Origin of the sequence: Rhodococcus sp. 7Tela_A2 (assembly GCF_049311045.1) — a bacterium.
Classification (GTDB): Bacteria; Actinomycetota; Actinomycetes; order Mycobacteriales; family Mycobacteriaceae; genus Rhodococcus.
The window spans coordinates 1-17,194 of record NZ_JAXION010000092.1 but is presented as its reverse complement, the minus strand read 5'-3'; the positions used below and the strand labels follow the sequence as shown (position 1 = coordinate 17,194).

Here is a 17,194-nt window from a genome sequence, read left to right as displayed (position 1 = left end):
CCCCCCCACGACGGTGTGCGACTGACGCCGCGCGGGCCCGCCGGCCCGCGCGTTGCCGACCAGGAGCACGAGTGAGCGAACTGCACCTCCCGAACAGAATCCGGCGATTCGCAGTCGAGCGCCGCGACCGGCCGGCAGTCACCGCAGGTGACACAACCTTGACCTACGGGGAATTCGACTCCTGCACCAACCGGGTGGCGTCTGCGCTGACCACGTTGGCATCGGCACCCGGTCGCATCGGTGCGTTGCTGCGCATGGGCCTGCCCGGTGCGGCGACCCTCGTCGGGTGCGCGAAGGCCGGTCTCGTCTTCACCCCGCTCAACTGGCGTCTCACTCCCGGCGAGGTCGCGGCGATCGCGGTGGACGCCGGGCTGGAGGTCTTGATCGTCGAGCCGGAATTCTCTGCGTCGGCAGCAGCGATCGCGGCGGCACTGCCGCACGTGCATATCGTCGTGGCCGGTGACGGCGCCGCTGTCGCCGGGGCGCGGTCGTGGGAGGAGTTCGTCGCGTCGGGGGACAACATCGACCCCGGAGCGGGCGACGACCCCGAAACGGCGTTCCTGCAGCTCTATACTTCCGGCACCACGGGCAGGCCGAAAGGTGTTGTCGCGGTTCACCGCAATCTGTACAACGTCCCGGAAACCTTTGCCCTGTACGAATTCGAGGACGCATCCGTTTCGCTGGACGCCCTCCCGCTGTTCCACATCGCGGGCGCGGGTTGGCTCACCACGTCGTTGTCTGCGGGTGTGCACACGATTCTGCTCGGTGAGATGCGTCCAGCGCAGGTGGCGGCGACGATCGCCGAACACCGCGTCACCCATATATTCATGGTGCCGTCAGCGATCGGCATGCTGCTCGAACTACCCGACCTGGCGAACTACGATCTGTCGAGTCTGAAGGTGATCGCGTACGGTGCGTCGCCGATCACCCCCACGCTGCTCGAGCGGACGATGGACACCCTGGGCTGCCGGATGGTGCAGCGCTACGGCATGACGGAGACGATGGGCGCGCTCACCGCACTGCGCTCCGGCGACCACGATCCCCGCGGGACGCGCACCCACCTTCTCCGTTCTGCCGGTACACCCCTGCCGGGCACCGAGGTCCAGATCCGCGATATCGCAACGGGTGAACCGCTTCCGCAGGGTGAGACCGGGGAGATCGTGTCGCGTTCCCGCAACAACGTCTCGGGCTACTGGCGTCGCGACGCCGAATCAGCGGCGCTGTACACCGAGGACGGCTTCCTGCGGACCGGCGACGCCGGGTACCTCGACGAGAACGGCTACCTGTTCGTCACCGACCGGGTCAAGGACATGATCATCACCGGCGGAGAAAATGTATATCCCGTCGAGGTGGAAGCCGTGCTCGCGGAACATCCCGCAGTCGCCGAGGTAGCGGTGGTGGGCCTCCCGGACCCGCGCTGGGGAGAAGCAGTCACCGCTGTCGTCCGCATCGCCGACGGCGTCGAACGCCCCTCCGAGCAGGAACTCGTCGCCTTCACCGCCGGGCGTCTCGCGTCGTACAAGAAACCGCAGCGCATCCACCTCGTGGACGAACTGCCGCGCAACGCGAGCGGCAAGATCCTCAAACGCACGCTCCGCGCCACGCTGAGCACACCCGACACCGCCTCCCCGGTGATGACCCCGCCGAACTGAACGCCGAGGCACGCGCAGCGGCCGGGTTTCCGCAGTCGCCTACGATGACGGCGTGGACCTGCATCTCGTGACCTATTTCGTGGCCGTCGTCGACCACGGTGGGATCACGAAAGCTGCTCAGTCGCTCTACATTTCGCAACCCTCGCTCTCCCAGGCCATCCGCACCCTGGAACGTCGCCTGGGGACAACACTCTTCGACCGCACCGGTCGCCGGCTCACGCTCACGGACGACGGCAGGGCGCTCGAGGTTGCGGCACGCCGCATCCTCGCCGATGTCGACCGTGCCAAGCGGAAGGTCGCGGCGGTCCGTGACCTCGAGGCGGGACGGGTGGAGATCGTGACGTTCTCCGCGTTCTCCGTGCACCCCGCCGTGGCGCTCGTCCAGCGGTTCCGCGCCCGCTATCCCGGCATCACCGTCAACATCTCCGACGCGGACGGACCGGCGGGCATCCATGCGGCACTGCGACGCGGGGAGGCGGAGATCGGCGTCACCGACATGTCCGTCGAGCACGCGGGCATGATCACGATCCCGCTCCTCGAACAGGAAATGGTGCTCGCGATGCACCCCGACCTCGCCACCGGTGTCCCCGACCCGGTGACTCGTGCACGAGTCCGGGAGATTCCGCTCGTCCTCGACCTGGGGTCGCGCGCGAGTGCTGCGCGCGCGGGTGAGTTGCTCGGTGAGCAGAACGTCGTCGTCGACTGTGCCCATCCGGCGGCCATCTGGGAGTTCGTCATGCGCGGCACCGGAGCGACGGTGGTCTCCCGGCAGGTGGCCCAGCAGCGAATGCCCAGTGCGGTGATCCGGTCGCTGGACCCGCCGTTCATGCGGCCCGTCGGCCTGGTGCTGCGCCCCGGGGAACCGTCCCCGGCGGCCGCAGCGTTCCTTGCGACTGCCACCGCCGAGACCCCGGGAGCCTGAGCATGGAGTTTCGTCAGGTCGAGTACTTCCTCGCCGTCGTCGAAAACGACGGCATCAACGGTGCCGCCGCCGCGCTGGGTGTCGCGCAGCCCACCGTGTCCCAAGCGCTCCGGAGCCTCGAACGCGAACTCGGCGTCAACCTGTTCCACCGCATCGGTCGCGGGATGGTCCTCACCGCAGCGGGGAAGAGCCTCATCGGTCCCAGCCGTCAGATTCTGCGCGATGTCGATGCGGTGGAAGAGTTGCTCTCCGCGCCGACCGACGAGGTCACGGGCAGCCTCGACCTGATGGTGTTCCCGGCACTTGCCGGCGGGCCGATCGTCGACCTGGTCGCCCGGTTCCGGCGCGCCCACCCCAAGTCCACGGTGCGGTTCTCCGACCTCAAGTCCGAAGAACTCGCCTCCGGCGTGATCCGCGACGGACATTGCGAATTCGTGCTCGCCCATCTCCCACTCGAAGACGGGGTGGGACTCGAGGTGATCGAACTCGGCGAGCAGGAGTACTGGCTCGCATACCCACCGGGCACGGATCTGCCGCCGGGCCCCGTGGCCCTGACCGCGTTGCCCGACATCCCCATGGTGTTCGTTCCGCGCGGCGGTGGGTCGATGAGCGACGAGATCGACTACGCGATGCGCCGGGCAGGGGTGCGACGCCCGATCGCGGTGCTGACCGCCCACCGCGAAGCGCGGCTGCCGATGGTGCTCGCCGGGCTCGGCGGTTCGTTCGTCGAACGTTCTCTGGCCGAGGCAGCCCAGGACGTCGCCGTCGTGCGGGCGTGCGAACCCACGTTCACCCGGCCGTTCGGTCTCGCCTTCGCACCCGAATCCCTGTCGAAAGCCGGGCGGGCGTGGGGGGGGGGGGGGGGGGGGCCCCGGGGCGGGCCCCCCACGACCCAGCCCTGAGCAGCGGTCAGGACACGCGTTCGAAGATCGCCGCGAGACCCTGTCCGCCACCGATGCACATGGTCTCGAGGCCGTAGCGGCCCTCGCGGCGCTGCAACTCGCGGGCGAGTGTCGCGAGCATCCGGCCGCCGGTCGCACCTACGGGGTGACCGAGTGAGATGCCGGAACCGTGGACGTTGGTGCGCTCGAAGTCCGCGGCACCGAACTTCCACTCGCGGGTCACCGCCAGCGCTTGAGCGGCGAACGCCTCGTTCAATTCGATGACATCGACATCGGCGAGCGCGATTCCGGCCTTGGCGAGAGCGATCTCGGTCGCCGGCACCGGACCGATGCCCATGACCTTGGGCGCGACCCCTGCCACGCCCCACGACACGATGCGCACCAGCGGTGTCAGACCCAACTCGGCGGCCTTCTGCGGGGTGGTGACCAGTGCCATCGACGCGGCGTCGTTCTGACCGCTGGCGTTGCCGGCGGTCACGGTGGCATCGGGGTCCTGCGTGCCCATGACGGGACGGAGCGCGGCGAGCGACTCGAGGCTGATGCCGGCGCGAGGATGCTCGTCGGTGTCGATGACCTGCTCACCTTCACGGGTACTCACCGTGACCGGCACGATTTCCTCCGCGAGGATGCCGTTGTTCTGCGCTGCCACCGCCCGTACGTGCGAGTTGAGGGCAAGTTCGTCCTGCTCCGCGCGGGAGATCGAATATTCGGCACGCAGGTTCTCGGCAGTTTCGATCATGCCACCGGCCACCGGGTAGAAGCGGCCACCGGCGGTGGACCGGGCACGCACCAGACCGTCGTGCATCTGCACGCCCGTGCGGGCGCCGCCCCAGCGGATATCGGTGGAGTAGAACGCGGCATTGCTCATCGACTCGGTGCCGCCGGCGACGACAAGGTCGTTGTCTCCGTTGCCCACCTGCAACGCCGCCTGGATCACGGCCTGAAGACCCGATCCGCAACGGCGATCGATGTGCATGCCCGGGACGGTGACGGGCAGGCCCGCGTCGAGCGCGACGACCCGGCCGATCGCGGGAGCCTCACTGTTGCCGTTGCAGTGACCGAGGATGACGTCCCCGATCTCGTCGGGAGCGATGCCCGTGCGGTCGAGCAGACCCTTCAGTGCCGCGACGCCGAGATCGACGGCGGTGAGGGACTTGAACATTCCGCCGTAGCGACCGATGGGGGTCCGGACAGGTTCACAGATGACAACTTCGCGCATGACGGCCTTTCGGAAGGAGTGACGAGGTGACGTCCGAGCGTCACATGAAGCGGCCGCCGGTGACCTCGAGAACGGTGCCGGTCATGTACGACGACATATCCGATGCGAGAAACAATGCGACGGAAGCAACTTCGGCAACCTCGCCCGGCCGTCCCATCGGAATTTCACTCATCTTCCGATCCCATGCCTTCTGCGGCATGGCCTCGGTCATCGCGGAGCGGATCAGACCGGGCTGGATTGCATTGATGCGCACGCCGTGATGCGCCATCTCCTTGGCAGCCGCTTTCGTCAGACCGACGATGCCCGCCTTCGCCGCCGAGTAGTTCGTCTGACCGACCATGCCCACCTTGCCCGACAACGACGAGATGTTGACGATCGCGCCGCGCTTGGCCTCCCGCATGATCGCCGAGGCCTTGCGGGTGCCGTGCCACGTGCCCTTGAGGTGCACGTCGATCACGAGGTCGAAGTCTTCTTCCGTCATCGTGCGCATGGTGGCGTCGCGGGTGATGCCGGCGTTGTTGACCACCACGTCGAGCGAGCCGAATCCGTCGACAGCCTCTGCCAGCAGTGTGTCCCAGTCATCTGCTTCGACGACGTTGCTGCGCACCGCGCGGGCGACCTCGCGTCCGCCGAGTTTCTCTGCCGCCGCGGTGGCAGCATCGAGGTCCAGGTCACCGATCACCACGCGAGCACCCGCGTCGACGAATTCGCGCGCGATGGCAAAACCGATTCCCTGGGCACCGCCGGTAACGACAGCAGTGCGGTTCTCCAGCAAAGACATCAGGTTTCCTTTCGGCGGGTCGAGAAGTGCCCGCAGACGTGTGGATGCGTCGAATATAACGGCGGGATATGGGGTCACACCCCTACTCATCCATCGACACTGCCTATACGGGAAGGGCGCTATTCGTATTGGACAACCTGTGCGGCCAACGCGGAGAGTTGAGGACATGACACTCTCGACACCGGCCACCGAGGTCGACGACGACGACTTCCGCGAGATCCTCGCCCAGACCCGGGCGTTCGTGCGCACCGTGGTCGTGCCGCGAGAACAGGAGATCGCCGAGACCGACGCAATCCCCGACGACATCCGCCGGGCCGCCGAGGAGATGGGTCTGTTCGGGTACGCCATTCCCCAGCAGTGGGGCGGGCTCGGCCTGAATTTGATGCAGGACGTCGAACTGGCGATGGAGTTCGGGTACACCACCCTGGCGTTGCGCTCGATGTTCGGCACCAACAACGGAATCGCCGGTCAGGTGCTGGTCAACTTCGGCACCGGCGAGCAGAAGCGGCAGTGGCTCGAAGGCATCGCCTCAGGGGAGGTCGTCGCGTCCTTCGCTCTCACCGAACCCGGCGCCGGATCGAATCCGTCCGGACTGCGCACCCAGGCCGTGCGCGACGGGGACGACTGGGTGATCACCGGCGAGAAACGGTTCATCACCAACGCGCCGCTGGCAGACCTGTTCGTCGTCTTCGCCCGTACCCGGCCCGCCGATGACAACGGCCCCGGCATCGCGGTGTTCCTCGTCCCGGCCGGCACCGACGGCGTGCAGGTGGCGGGCAAGGACTCGAAGATGGGCCAGGAGGGCGCCTGGACCGCCGACGTGCACTTCGACGGCGTGCGGGTTCCCGCCTCCGCGCTGGTCGGGGGCAGCGAGGACGTGGGGTACAAGGCAGCGATGGTCTCGCTCGCCCGGGGCCGCGTGCACATCGCCGCCCTGTCGGTCGGGCAGGCGCAGCGGGCACTCGACGAGTCGGTGGCCTACGCGGCGACCGCCACCCAGGGCGGTGCGCCCATCGGGAACTTCCAGCTCGTGCAGGCGATGATCGCCGACCAGCAGACGGGCGTAATGGCCGGTCGCGCACTGGTGCGCGATGCGGCACGAGCATGGGTCGAAGAGACCGACCGGCGCATCGCACCGTCGGTGGCCAAGCTGTTCTGCACCGAGATGGTGGGCAAGGTTGCGGATCTGGCTGTCCAGATCCACGGGGGCACCGGCTACATGCGGGAGGTGCCGGTCGAGCGGATCTACCGCGACGTGCGTCTGCTGCGACTGTACGAGGGCACCAGCGAGATTCAGCGTCTGATCATCGGTGGCGGGCTGGTGAAGGCGGCGCAGCGCGGTTGATCGTGCGCTTCCGGACCCGCTCGCGTAGATCCGTCTTCAGGATCTTGCCCGCCCACGATCGGCGATATAGACGAACCCGTCGGCATCCCGGTGAGCGATGTCGCCGGTGGCGAGCCACCCGTCGACGTACTGCTGTGCGGTGATCTCAGGATGCCCCAGGTAGCCGTCGGTGACCTGGGGGCCGCGCACCCACAGTTCGCCGTGCTCGCCGTCTCCGAGAACGAGCGACGGATCGCCCTGCGCGCGGATCTCGATCTCGGTGTCGAACACAGGGAGGCCGACACTACCGAGCCGGTACTCGACATCGGCGACGAGCGGCACTGCCGTGACGACGCAGGTGGCTTCGGTGAGCCCGTATTCCTCGGCCACACGGGCGCCGGGGAATGCGCGCCGGAGATTATCGAGCGTCCCGGGGTCGACCGGGGCAGCTCCGCACGACACCGCACGTACCGACGAGAGGTCTCGCGACGCCACGTCCGGGTGGATCGCCAGCGCGTGCCACATCGCCGGCGTACCGGTGATGTACGAGACGCGGTGCTGCTCGATCTCCTTCAGCACGCGGGCAGGGTCGAACCTGCCCGACAACACCTGGGTCACACCGCACATGAGCAGGAACGACGTGTTGATCAGTGCGTGCGCGTGGAACAGCGGTGACACCACAATTGTGGATCCGGTGCCCGGGACCACACCCGCGATATCGAGGCCTTCGATGGGCTCGAGGGTCACGAGACCGTCCGGCCCGGCTACCAGCTGAGTGCCGGCACACCACCCGCACATCTGCGTGACGTTGGCCAGGACGTTGCGATGTAGAACGCGCACGCCTTTCGAAATGCCCGTTGTGCCACCGGTATACGCGATGTGTGCAACGTCGCCGGGGGATACGGTCGCGGGGATGAACGACGTGCGCTGCCCGGCGATCACATCGCTGAAGCGCATCGTCGCGGGGTTGCCGCCGCGCACCGCCTCGTCCGAGACGACCGCGATCAGACCGACCGTCGTATCGGCCTGAGCGCGCAGGAGCGTGTCGAATTGTTGTTGCCCGGTGACGGCCGCGACAGCACCGGTCTCCTCGATCCGTCGGCGCAATTCAGGCTCGGGCAGCAACGGATTCACCGGCGCCACAGCCGCACCCACACGGAGCGCCCCGTAGTACGCGACGTGGAATTCAGCGCAGTTCCCGAGGTGGAGGAGCACGACGTCACCAGGTTCCACACCCGTGGAGCCAAGCGCACGAGCGAATTGCGCCGACTGCTCGTCGAGTTCGCGGTAGCTGTACACGCGCTCACCGTCGACGATCGCGGGCCGGTCGCCGTACGCGGCCGCCATGCTCGACGCCCACACCGCCATCGACGTCTGCGGATACGACAGGCTCGTCGACGTCCACGTCGAACTGCTGGGATTCATTGCCGCGCCCCGATCAGCGCGGTGCCATGCGGATGGCTCCGTCGAGACGGATCGTCTCGCCGTTGAGGTAACCGTTCTCGAGGATATTGACTGCGAGACGGCCGAATTCGTCGGGGTCGCCCAGCCGCGAGGGATTCGGCACGGTCGCTTCCAGCGACTTGCGCACGTCCTCGCGCAGTCGCGCCAGCAACGGGGTATCCATGATGCCGGGTGCGATGGTGTTGACGCGGATACCCTTGCTCGCGAGGTCGCGGGCCGCGACGATCGTCATTCCGACGATGCCGGCTTTGGACGCGGAGTAGTTGATCTGCCCGATCTGTCCTTCGAACGCGGCAGCCGACGCCGTCATCACGATCGCGCCACGCTCTCCGTCGATCGGTTCGAGTTCGGCCATGCGCTCGGCGCCGAGTCGCAGTGCGTTGAAGGAACCGGTCAGGTTGAGCCGGATCACGAACTCGAAATCCTCGAGCGACCCGGCCTTGCCGTTCTTGTCGAGGATGCGCATCTTGCGACCGGCACCGGCGCAGTGCACGAGGCCCCGGAGGCCACCGCGTTCGTGTGCGACGTCCAGTGCGGCTGCGAACTGCTCCTCGTCGGTGATGTCGGCGGGCGCGAAGATCGCGCCGTCACCGAGTTCGGTGGCGATGTCCGCGCCGTTCGACGACGGCAGGTCGATGAGGGTGACGGTACCGCCGGCCGCGAGCACACGACGGGCGGTGGCAAGACCGAGACCGGATGCCCCGCCGGTGACGGCGACGGAAAGACCCTTCAGTTCCATATTCGTTCGTTTCCTGTCGTGGAGTGCGAGCGCGTGATCAGAGCAGTTCGAGGACGGTCGCGTTCGCCATTCCGCCGGCCTCGCACATCGACTGCAGACCGTAGCGGATGTTGTTGTCGCGCATGTGGTGCACGAGGCGGGTCATGAGAATCGCACCGGACCCGCCCAGCGGGTGGCCGACACCGATCGCACCGCCGAGCGCATTGACGCGGGTGCTGTCCGCGCCGGTCTCGGCGAGCCATGCGAGGGGTACGGGGGCGAACGCCTCGTTGATCTCGAATGCACCGATCTCGTCGATCGACAGGCCGGAACGTTTCAGCACTTTCGCCGTGGCGGGGATGGGGCCGGTGAGCATGACGACCGGGTCGTCGGCAGCGACGACGGTGGTGTGGATCCGCGCGATCGGTGTCCAGCCGTGTGCCGCGGCGTACTCGCTGGTGGTGACCAGCAGTGCGCCTGCACCGTCGGAGATCTGCGAGGAGTTTCCGGCGTGGATCACGCCGTTCTCCTTGAACACTGTCTTCAGCTTCGCCAGCGATTCGACGGTGCCGCCGCGCCGGATACCTTCGTCCGAGGTCAGGCCCGCGACGGGTGCGAGCTGCTTTTCGAAGGCCCCCGAGTCGGTGGCAGCTGCGGACAGTTCGTGCGAGCGCAGCGAGTACTCGTCGAGCCGGGTGCGGGAGAGTCCCCATTTCTCGGCGACCATCTCGGCGCCGATTCCCTGGCTGAAGCCCTCGACTCCGAACCGCTCGAGCACGTTCGGCGGGAAATGCTCACCGTTCTTGGCGGCGCTACCCATGGGGACGCGGCTCATGGTCTCGACCCCACCGGCGATCACCACGTCGTTCTGGCCCGAGATCACGGTTGCCGCGGCGAATGCGACCGCCTGCTGGCTCGACCCACACGCACGGTTGACGGTGGTCGCGGGAACGGACACGGGCCAGCCCGCCGCAAAGACCGCGGTACGGGCGACGATCCCGGCCTGTTCACCGACCTGGCTCACGCAGCCCCACACCACGTCGTCGACGGTCGCAGGGTCGAGGCCGGTGCGGTCGGCCAGGGCGGTGAGCACGTGGGCCGACAGATCGGCGGGGTGAATCTCGGACAGCGCACCCCCGCGACGGCCTATGGGTGTACGGACGGCGTCGACGATCACGGCATCACGCATGAGATGTCCTTCTCTGGTGCAGACGGGTGCGTTGTTCTCACCGTCGAGGGGACCACGCGCACGACGGTGAAGGAAAGACTTTCGGCGGAAGCTTCCGTTAGGTGGAAGCTATGCCGGCCGGAATGACGGAACAGCAGCCGCCACCGAACGGCGCTCGAACGGTATTGGTCTGCGCTAACCGATCGATAGCCGAACCGCTCTGGTCCCCGGTGAATCCCTGTTGCATGCTGACTGGACATCAGGTTCGGGCAGCACGACCCGAACGACCGCGACCAGGACAGGCGAGCAGGCATGAACTCCACCCCTTCCACCGACGGGCTGCCCTCGTCCACCGCACCCCTCGCGGGCGTGCGCGTGGTCGAAGTATCGAGCTTCGTAGCCGCGCCTCTGTGCGGCATGACGCTCGCGCATCTCGGGGCCGACGTGATCCGCGTCGACCCGATCGGTGGCGCTGCCGACTACAAGCGCTGGCCCCTCACCGAGGACAACGAGTCCATCTACTGGGCGGGTCTCAACAAGGGCAAGCGCTCGTTCGCCGCAGACTTCCGCAACCCCGATGCTCAGCAACTGATCCGCGATCTCGTGATCGATGCCGGGATCCTCGTCACCAACGCCGCGGGGCGGCAGTGGCTCGACTACGACGAACTCGCCGCGATCCGGCCCGACCTCATCCATGTCCTGGGCCTCGGACGCGCCGACGGCACCGGTGCCGTCGATTACACCGTCAACGCCGCGGCGGGTTTCCCTCGGGTCACCGGACCCGAGAACCTCTCCGATCCGGTCAACCACGTCCTGCCGGCGTGGGACGTCGCATGCGGTCTCTATGCCGCCCTGTCGATCGCGTCCGCTGTGTACCGACGCGAAATCACCGGCGCCGGAACGAAGATCGTCCTTCCACTGGAGGACGTCGCATTCGCAACCGTAGGGAACCTGGGCTACCTCGCCGAAGCTCAGCTCGGAGGTTCCGGTCGCACCCGAATCGGGAATGCCGTCTACGGCACCTACGGGTGCGACTTCGCCACCGCCGACGGTGCCCGTTTCATGATCGTCGCCCTGACGCCCCGGCATTTCCGCGACCTCACCGAACTCACCGGGACCGCCGCCGCCGTCACCGCACTCGAAGCCGCGCTCGACGTCGACTTCCGCGACGAAGGCGCCCGCTTCGAACATCGCCACGTGCTCGACAGCCTGTTCGGCGCGTGGTTCGGCAAGCGGACCGCCGCCGAGGTCGAGGCGGCTCTCGGCGCCACGTCGATTCTGCACGAGCGGTACCGCACCTTCGCCGAACTGGCGCGCGACCCGCGCGTGACCGACAACCCGATGTTCCAGAAACTCGACCAGCCCCGCATCGGCGAACACCTCGCACCGAGCACACCGATGTCGTTCGACGGAGTTCACCCGACAGTCCGGCCCGCACCCGCCAACGGTGACGACACTGCCGCCGTCCTGTCCGAGCATCTCGGTTTGACCGACGACGAGATCGATGCGCTCGCCGCCGCCGGCGCCGTCCGCACCCAGCAGAAGGACCACGCATGACCCGCCTCGCCCAGACCCTCGGACTCACGGAATTCCAGTCCGAGATACTCGACACCGTCCGCACGTTCGTCGAGCGCGAGATCATCCCGAATGCACAGGAACTCGAGCATTCGGACACCTATCCGCAGGCGATCGTCGACCGGATGCGCGAGATGGGCCTGTTCGGTCTGATGATTCCCGAAGAGTACGGCGGACTCGGCGAGTCGCTGCTGACTTACGCCTTGTGCGTCGAGGAACTCGCTCGGGGATGGATGAGTGTCTCCGGGGTCATCAACACGCATTTCATCGTGGCGTACATGATCCGTCAGCACGGAACCGACGCCCAGAAGGAACACTTCCTGCCACGCATGGCAACCGGCGAAGTACGGGGTGCGTTCTCGATGTCCGAGCCCGAACTCGGTTCCGACGTCGCGGCGATCCGCACCAAAGCCAAGCGCGACGCCGGTGGCAACTACATCATCAACGGCCAGAAGATGTGGCTGACCAACGGTGGTAGCTCGACACTCGTCGCAGCACTCGTGAAGACCGAGGAAGGCGCCGACAAACCCCACAAGAACCTCACGACCTTCCTCGTCGAGAAACCGGCGGGATTCGGCGAAGTCGCTCCCGGTCTCACGATCCCCGGCAAGATCGACAAAATGGGGTACAAGGGCATCGACACCACCGAACTCGTCTTCGACAACTACAAGGCTTCGGCCGAGTCGATCCTCGGCGGCATCCCGGGTCGCGGGTTCTCCCACATGATGGACGGAGTGGAAGTCGGTCGGGTCAACGTGTCCGCCCGCGCCTGCGGTGTGGCGATCCGCGCGTTCGAACTCGCCGCCCGGTACGCGCAGCAGCGCAGCACCTTCGGCAAGCCCATCGCACAACACCAGGCGATCTCGTTTTCGCTCGCCGAGATGGCCACCAAGGTCGAAGCAGCGCACCTGATGATGGTCAACGCGGCGCGCCTGAAGGATTCGGGCGAGCGCAACGACGTCGCGGCAGGGATGGCGAAGTACCTCGCGAGCGAGTACTGCTCGGAAGTCACCCAGGCCAGCTTCCGCATCCACGGCGGGTACGGCTATTCCAAGGAGTACGAAATCGAACGCCTCATGCGCGAGGCACCCTTCCTGCTCATCGGGGAAGGCACCAGCGAAATCCAGAAGACGATCATCAGCAAAGGTGTCCTCCGCGACTACGCCCTGTAACCGTCTGCCCCACTTCAACTCCGGAAGGAATCCGCGTGCAGCGTACGGTGTTCGACGAAGACCACGAAGCGTTCCGTCAGACGGTCCGCGATTTCATCGCCAAAGAGGTCACGCCCGTCTACCACGAGTGGGAGACCGAGGGCCATCCTCCCCGCAAGTTCTACAACCGCCTCGGTGACCTCGGAATTCTCGGGATCCAGGCGCCCGAAGAGTACGGCGGCGGCGGCGAGTCGTCGCTGAAGTTCAACGTCGTGGTGACGGAGGAGACCGCCGCTGCGGGCGTGACGTTCGGCTCGTACTCGGTGCATTCGAACCTGATCCTGCCGTACATCATGCAGCACGCGACGGACGAGCAGAAGCAGCGGTGGATCCCCGGATTCGCCTCGGGTGACCTGATGTTCGCGATCGCGATGACCGAGCCCGGCACCGGGTCCGACCTCGCGAACATCTCGACCACGGCGAAGCTTTCGGACGACGGCAGCCACTACGTCGTCAACGGCTCCAAGACGTTCATCACCGGCGGCGCACTCGCCGATCGGATCCTCCTGGTGTGCCGGACCTCGCCGTTCGACCCGGAGAACCGCCGTGGTGGCCTGTCGATGCTCGTCGTCGACACCACGAGCGAAGGGTTCGCCGTCGGGCGCAAACTCGACAAGATCGGGCTGAAGACGTCCGACACAGCCGAGTTGTCGTTCGACGACGTGAAGGTCCCCGTGACCGACCTGCTCGGCAACGAAGGGGAAGCGTTCTCGTACCTGACCCAGAATCTCGCGCAGGAACGGCTGACCATCGCCTTCGGCGCGGCCGCGACGGCAGCCGCGGCGATCGATCATGCGATCGCATACACCAAGGAACGCACGGTGTTCGGCAAGCCGGTGGCCTCGTTCCAGAACTCGAAGTTCGTGCTCGCCGAATGCTCGACGGAGTTGCAGGCGATGCAGATCATGGTCGACAACGCGATCGAACTCAACGACCGCGGCGAACTGTCGGTGGCCGACGCGGCGCGGGCGAAGCTCTTCTCCACCGAAGCGGCCGGTCGCATCATCGACAAGTGCCTGCAGTTGCACGGTGGCTACGGCTACATCACCGAATACCCGATCGCGCGCCTGTACGCGGACACGCGCGTGACCCGGATCTTCGGCGGTACCAGCGAGGTCATGAAGACGATCATCGCGAAGGATCTCGGGTTGTAGGACGACTGCCGCGACGGGGCCCCCCCCCGCCCGGGGGGGGGGGGCGCCCCCGTCGGTCGCGAATGCGGCTGCGCGGTGCGATCGCCCACCCGATATCGTTCGCGACATGCGACTGCTCGTGAAATCGAAACGGGTCATCGAGGCCCAGTTGAGCAACTCCGGGATCCGGGCCCTGTCGGGCTCGATGGTGGCCTACGAGGGACAGGTCGCGTTCAAATCGGCAGGCTTCGGCGGTGGTGAAGGCGTCCTCGCGGGTCTGCGCCAGCGCGCCACGGGCGAGGGCTTGTCGCTGATGGAATGCACCGGGACGGGCGTCGTCTACCTCGCACATCAGGGGCAGGACGTCACGATTCTCGAACTGAACAACGAGACCCTGCAGGTCGAGTCCGAGCAACTGCTCGCGCTGAACGGCAACCTGAACACCAACGTGACGTTCGCAGGATTGCGAGGCGGCATGAGCGGGCAGGGCCTGTTCACCACGACGGTGTCGGGCACGGGTCAGGTCGCGTTGCTGTCCGCGGGTGGTCCGCTGATCCATCTCGAGGTGTCGCCGCAGTATCCCCTCGTCGTCGATCCCGACGCATTCGTCTGTGCCAAGGGACAACTGACGCAGTCCTTCGTCACCGACGTGTCGTGGCGGTCGGTGGTCGGACAGGGCAGTGGCGAAGCCTTCTCCCTCAAATGGGACGGCACGGGCGTGGTGTCCATCCAGCCGGCGGAACGGTAGGGGCGAGAGTGACTTTCACCAAGGTCAACAGCAAGGTCGTCAGCGTGGACCTGAACCGGTCGGGACCCGTCGTCGCTCGTCGCGGCGCGATGCTCTTCTACACCGGTGACGTTCGCTTCGCTCCCCACGGCGTGCCCGGCGGGGCAGGAAGCGCTCCCGGTCTCGGCGGGCTCGCCGGCATGGCCGGGCGGATGATGCAGGGCGAGCACGAGTCGACCATGCTCGCTCAGGGCAACGGCACCGTGCACTACGGATTCCGCGGACTGGAGACCCATGTGGTGGACATGTCCGCCGGCGGGGAGCTTCGCGTGGATGCGTCGCGGCTGCTTGCACACACGGCGGGGCTGCAGAGCACGGTGGTGTCGTCGGGTGCCGCGCAGGCGGGTGGGGGAGGCGGCGGCCTGCTGGGCGCACTCCGGGGCGCCGCGACGGGCGCGGTGACCGGCACGGGAATGTTCACGACACAGCTGTCCGGCTACGGCGCCGCGGTGCTGCTCGCGCACGGCGGCGTCTTCGAACTTCGTGTGGGTGGACCTGCGCCCGTGATCGTCGATCCCCAGGCCTTCGTCGCGGCGAGCGGTGCGGTCCGTACCGAACTGAAATCGTCGATGAGCTGGCGCAATGTGGGCCGCAGCGGCGGAGAGGCCTTGCAACTCGAGTGCACCGGTCAAGGCATCGTCTACGTGCAGGCATCGGAGGAGAAACTGTGAGCGTCGTCCTCAATCCCGCGAGCTTCACCGAGAGCGACAACGTTCCCGGAAACAGCTACGCCTACTGCATCGACCTGCAGACGCCGTGGTTCCTGTCGAAGGGCGCGATGATCGCGTACTACGGGCAGGTGCGGTTCTCCGCCCTCACCCACGGACTTCAGGGTGGCCTGCTCGACATGGTGGCCCGCCGGTTCTCGGCACCGATGTATCTCGGCGACTACGTGGTGGCGGACGGCTTCGGGAAGCTGATCCTCGGGGACCGCGGTTACGACATCAACTCCTACGATCTCGACGACGGCAACCTCACGATCCGGCAGTCGAACCTGCTGGCCTTCGAGCCGGGTCTGTCGCTGAATCAGTCGATCGTGCCGGGATTCCTCACGCTGATCGGGACGGGACGGTTCCTCGCGTCGTCGAACGGACCGGTGATGTTCGCCGAACCGCCGCTGCGCGTCGATCCCGAGGCACTCGTCGGCTGGGCCGACTGTCCGTCCCCGAGCCACCATTACGACGAATCGTGGATCACGGGATTCGTCTCCGCCGGCGCACGCCGGTTCGGGGTCCAGTCGGGGGAGGAACGCCAGTTCGACTTCACCGGCGCCGGGACGGTGCTCGTCCAGTCGAGCGAGAAGGTGATCGACGACTCATCGCTGGTCCGTACCCTCGAGCATCAAATTCCGGGCCTCTCACAAAGCGGTCTGCACCGCATCAATCACGTCGTTTCGCAACAGATGCAACAGGGCTAACAGGGGTACCGGACGGTGACGTGAGACCGGACACCGCGCGGAGCAAAGTAGATCGAATTGTGACTACGCTCACAGGATAGGCAGACCTAACCAGAGGTAAGGTTTGGGCAACCTAACAACCTCAGGATGGTGGCTCACATGATCGTCTGTAGTTGCCACGCCCTCACGCACCACCACATCGAAGCAGAGGTGGCAGCGGGCGCACGATGCACCCGCGAAGTGAGCGCCGCGTGCCGCGCAGGAACCGACTGCGGCAACTGCGTACGCAACATCTCGGCGATCATCCGGCAGGCGCGCGTCCGAAATGAGACGATCGAGCTCGAGACCGCCGTGTAGCCAGCCCCTGCCCGGCGGTAAACCTGATGGTTCACCCCGGGAGGTGCCATGAAGGGCGACAAGAAGGTCATCGAATACCTGAACGAGCAGTTGACGGCGGAACTCACCGCCATCAATCAGTACTTCCTGCATTCCAAGATGCAAGAAGACCGCGGTTGGTCGAAGCTCGCGGCACACACCCGCGCCGAGTCGTTCGACGAAATGCGCCACGCCGAGACCCTCACCGATCGCATTCTCTACCTCGACGGACTGCCCAACTACCAGCGGCTCGGTTCGCTGCGTCTGGGACAGACCGTGAAGGAGATGCTCCAGGCGGATCTCCAGGTCGAGATCGAGGCTCGCGACCGGCTCCGCAAGGGATCGGAGTACATGCGGTCGGTCAGCGACATCACCTCCGCGAACATCTTCGAGGCGATCCTCGCCGACGAGGAAGAACATATCGACTACCTCGAAACCCAGCTCGACCTGCTCGAGCAGGTGGGCGAACCGCTCTACATCGCTCAGCACATCTCGCCCCCGGAGTAACCAGCTACGGGCACGCAGCGCCCTCGCCGTGAAAACCGGGCGCGCCCCAGTGGGCCGGCC

The 17,194-nt window shown here is 66.5% G+C and carries 16 protein-coding genes and 1 pseudogene; 12 read left to right on the top strand and 5 right to left on the bottom strand.

Translation table 11 applies throughout. The features are described from left to right. Positions 1-71 precede the first annotated feature (71 nt). Genes TVH25_RS16170 through TVH25_RS16160 form a run of 3 tightly spaced genes read left to right on the top strand, consistent with a single transcriptional unit; the run spans position 72 to position 3,476 of the window. Positions 72-1,652: a long-chain-fatty-acid--CoA ligase gene (locus tag TVH25_RS16170; protein WP_422424806.1), complete on the top strand. Its 1,581-nt coding sequence runs from the start codon at positions 72-74 to the stop codon at positions 1,650-1,652. Between the two features lie 52 nt (positions 1,653-1,704). Beyond that, positions 1,705-2,574 (top strand): LysR family transcriptional regulator, encoded by an 870-nt coding sequence (locus TVH25_RS16165; protein WP_422424805.1) that lies wholly within the window; start codon positions 1,705-1,707, stop codon positions 2,572-2,574. A gap of 2 nt (positions 2,575-2,576) precedes the next feature. Further along, positions 2,577-3,476, top strand: a complete 900-nt coding sequence (locus tag TVH25_RS16160) for a LysR family transcriptional regulator (protein ID WP_422424804.1) — start codon at positions 2,577-2,579, stop codon at positions 3,474-3,476. Positions 3,477-3,483: 7 nt separating this feature from the next. Here the strand turns inward: TVH25_RS16160 and TVH25_RS16155 are convergent, their stop codons facing one another. Both TVH25_RS16155 and fabG read right to left on the bottom strand, forming a co-directional pair. Then, entirely contained in the window at positions 3,484-4,695 is a 1,212-nt protein-coding gene (locus TVH25_RS16155) for an acetyl-CoA C-acetyltransferase (protein WP_422424803.1), read from the bottom strand. Positions 4,696-4,735: 40 nt separating this feature from the next. Continuing rightward, positions 4,736-5,476, bottom strand: a complete 741-nt coding sequence (gene fabG, locus TVH25_RS16150; protein ID WP_422424802.1) for a 3-oxoacyl-ACP reductase FabG — start codon at positions 5,474-5,476, stop codon at positions 4,736-4,738. Between the two features lie 166 nt (positions 5,477-5,642). On the opposite strand from fabG, the gene TVH25_RS16145 reads away from it, so the two are divergent. Then, complete coding sequence (locus TVH25_RS16145; protein ID WP_422424801.1) at positions 5,643-6,821, top strand: acyl-CoA dehydrogenase family protein; 1,179 nt, start codon at positions 5,643-5,645, stop codon at positions 6,819-6,821. A 48-nt stretch (positions 6,822-6,869) separates the two neighbouring features. On the opposite strand, the pseudogene TVH25_RS16140 reads toward TVH25_RS16145, so the two are convergent. The 3 genes and pseudogenes from TVH25_RS16140 to TVH25_RS16130 all read right to left on the bottom strand — a co-directional run. After that, positions 6,870-8,225: pseudogene (locus TVH25_RS16140) on the bottom strand (AMP-binding protein); the annotation flags it as partial. Positions 8,226-8,238: 13 nt separating this feature from the next. Next, positions 8,239-9,003, bottom strand: coding sequence for an SDR family NAD(P)-dependent oxidoreductase (locus tag TVH25_RS16135; RefSeq protein WP_296550362.1), 765 nt, complete (start codon positions 9,001-9,003; stop codon positions 8,239-8,241). Between the two features lie 37 nt (positions 9,004-9,040). Further along, positions 9,041-10,171 carry a thiolase family protein gene (locus TVH25_RS16130; RefSeq protein ID WP_422424800.1) on the bottom strand — a complete coding sequence of 377 codons (1,131 nt, stop codon included), beginning with the start codon at positions 10,169-10,171 and terminating at the stop codon, positions 9,041-9,043. A gap of 291 nt (positions 10,172-10,462) precedes the next feature. Here TVH25_RS16130 and TVH25_RS16125 point away from each other — a divergent pair, with 291 nt between their 5' ends. The 8 genes from TVH25_RS16125 to bfr all read left to right on the top strand — a co-directional run bounded on the left by TVH25_RS16125 (position 10,463) and on the right by bfr (position 17,134). Continuing rightward, positions 10,463-11,707 carry a CoA transferase gene (locus TVH25_RS16125; protein WP_422424799.1) on the top strand — a complete coding sequence of 415 codons (1,245 nt, stop codon included), beginning with the start codon at positions 10,463-10,465 and terminating at the stop codon, positions 11,705-11,707. Then, positions 11,704-12,897: an acyl-CoA dehydrogenase family protein gene (locus tag TVH25_RS16120; RefSeq protein WP_296550360.1), complete on the top strand. Its 1,194-nt coding sequence runs from the start codon at positions 11,704-11,706 to the stop codon at positions 12,895-12,897. The genes TVH25_RS16125 and TVH25_RS16120 overlap by 4 nt, the downstream gene beginning before the upstream one ends. A 35-nt stretch (positions 12,898-12,932) precedes the next feature. After that, positions 12,933-14,090 carry an acyl-CoA dehydrogenase family protein gene (locus TVH25_RS16115; RefSeq protein ID WP_296550359.1) on the top strand — a complete coding sequence of 386 codons (1,158 nt, stop codon included), beginning with the start codon at positions 12,933-12,935 and terminating at the stop codon, positions 14,088-14,090. Positions 14,091-14,196: 106 nt separating this feature from the next. After that, a complete protein-coding gene (locus TVH25_RS16110) occupies positions 14,197-14,817 on the top strand; it encodes an AIM24 family protein (protein ID WP_169621046.1) in 621 nt (206 codons plus the stop codon). Positions 14,818-14,825: 8 nt separating this feature from the next. Further along, a complete protein-coding gene (locus TVH25_RS16105) occupies positions 14,826-15,527 on the top strand; it encodes an AIM24 family protein (RefSeq protein WP_422424797.1) in 702 nt (233 codons plus the stop codon). After that, positions 15,524-16,273 (top strand): AIM24 family protein, encoded by a 750-nt coding sequence (locus TVH25_RS16100; RefSeq protein WP_169652830.1) that lies wholly within the window; start codon positions 15,524-15,526, stop codon positions 16,271-16,273. Before TVH25_RS16105 ends, TVH25_RS16100 begins: the two co-directional genes overlap by 4 nt. Positions 16,274-16,411: 138 nt before the next feature. Further along, a complete protein-coding gene (locus TVH25_RS16095) occupies positions 16,412-16,609 on the top strand; it encodes a (2Fe-2S)-binding protein (protein WP_169621043.1) in 198 nt (65 codons plus the stop codon). A 48-nt stretch (positions 16,610-16,657) separates the two neighbouring features. Beyond that, positions 16,658-17,134, top strand: a complete 477-nt coding sequence (gene bfr / locus TVH25_RS16090) for a bacterioferritin (protein WP_422424795.1) — start codon at positions 16,658-16,660, stop codon at positions 17,132-17,134. Positions 17,135-17,194 lie beyond the last annotated feature (60 nt).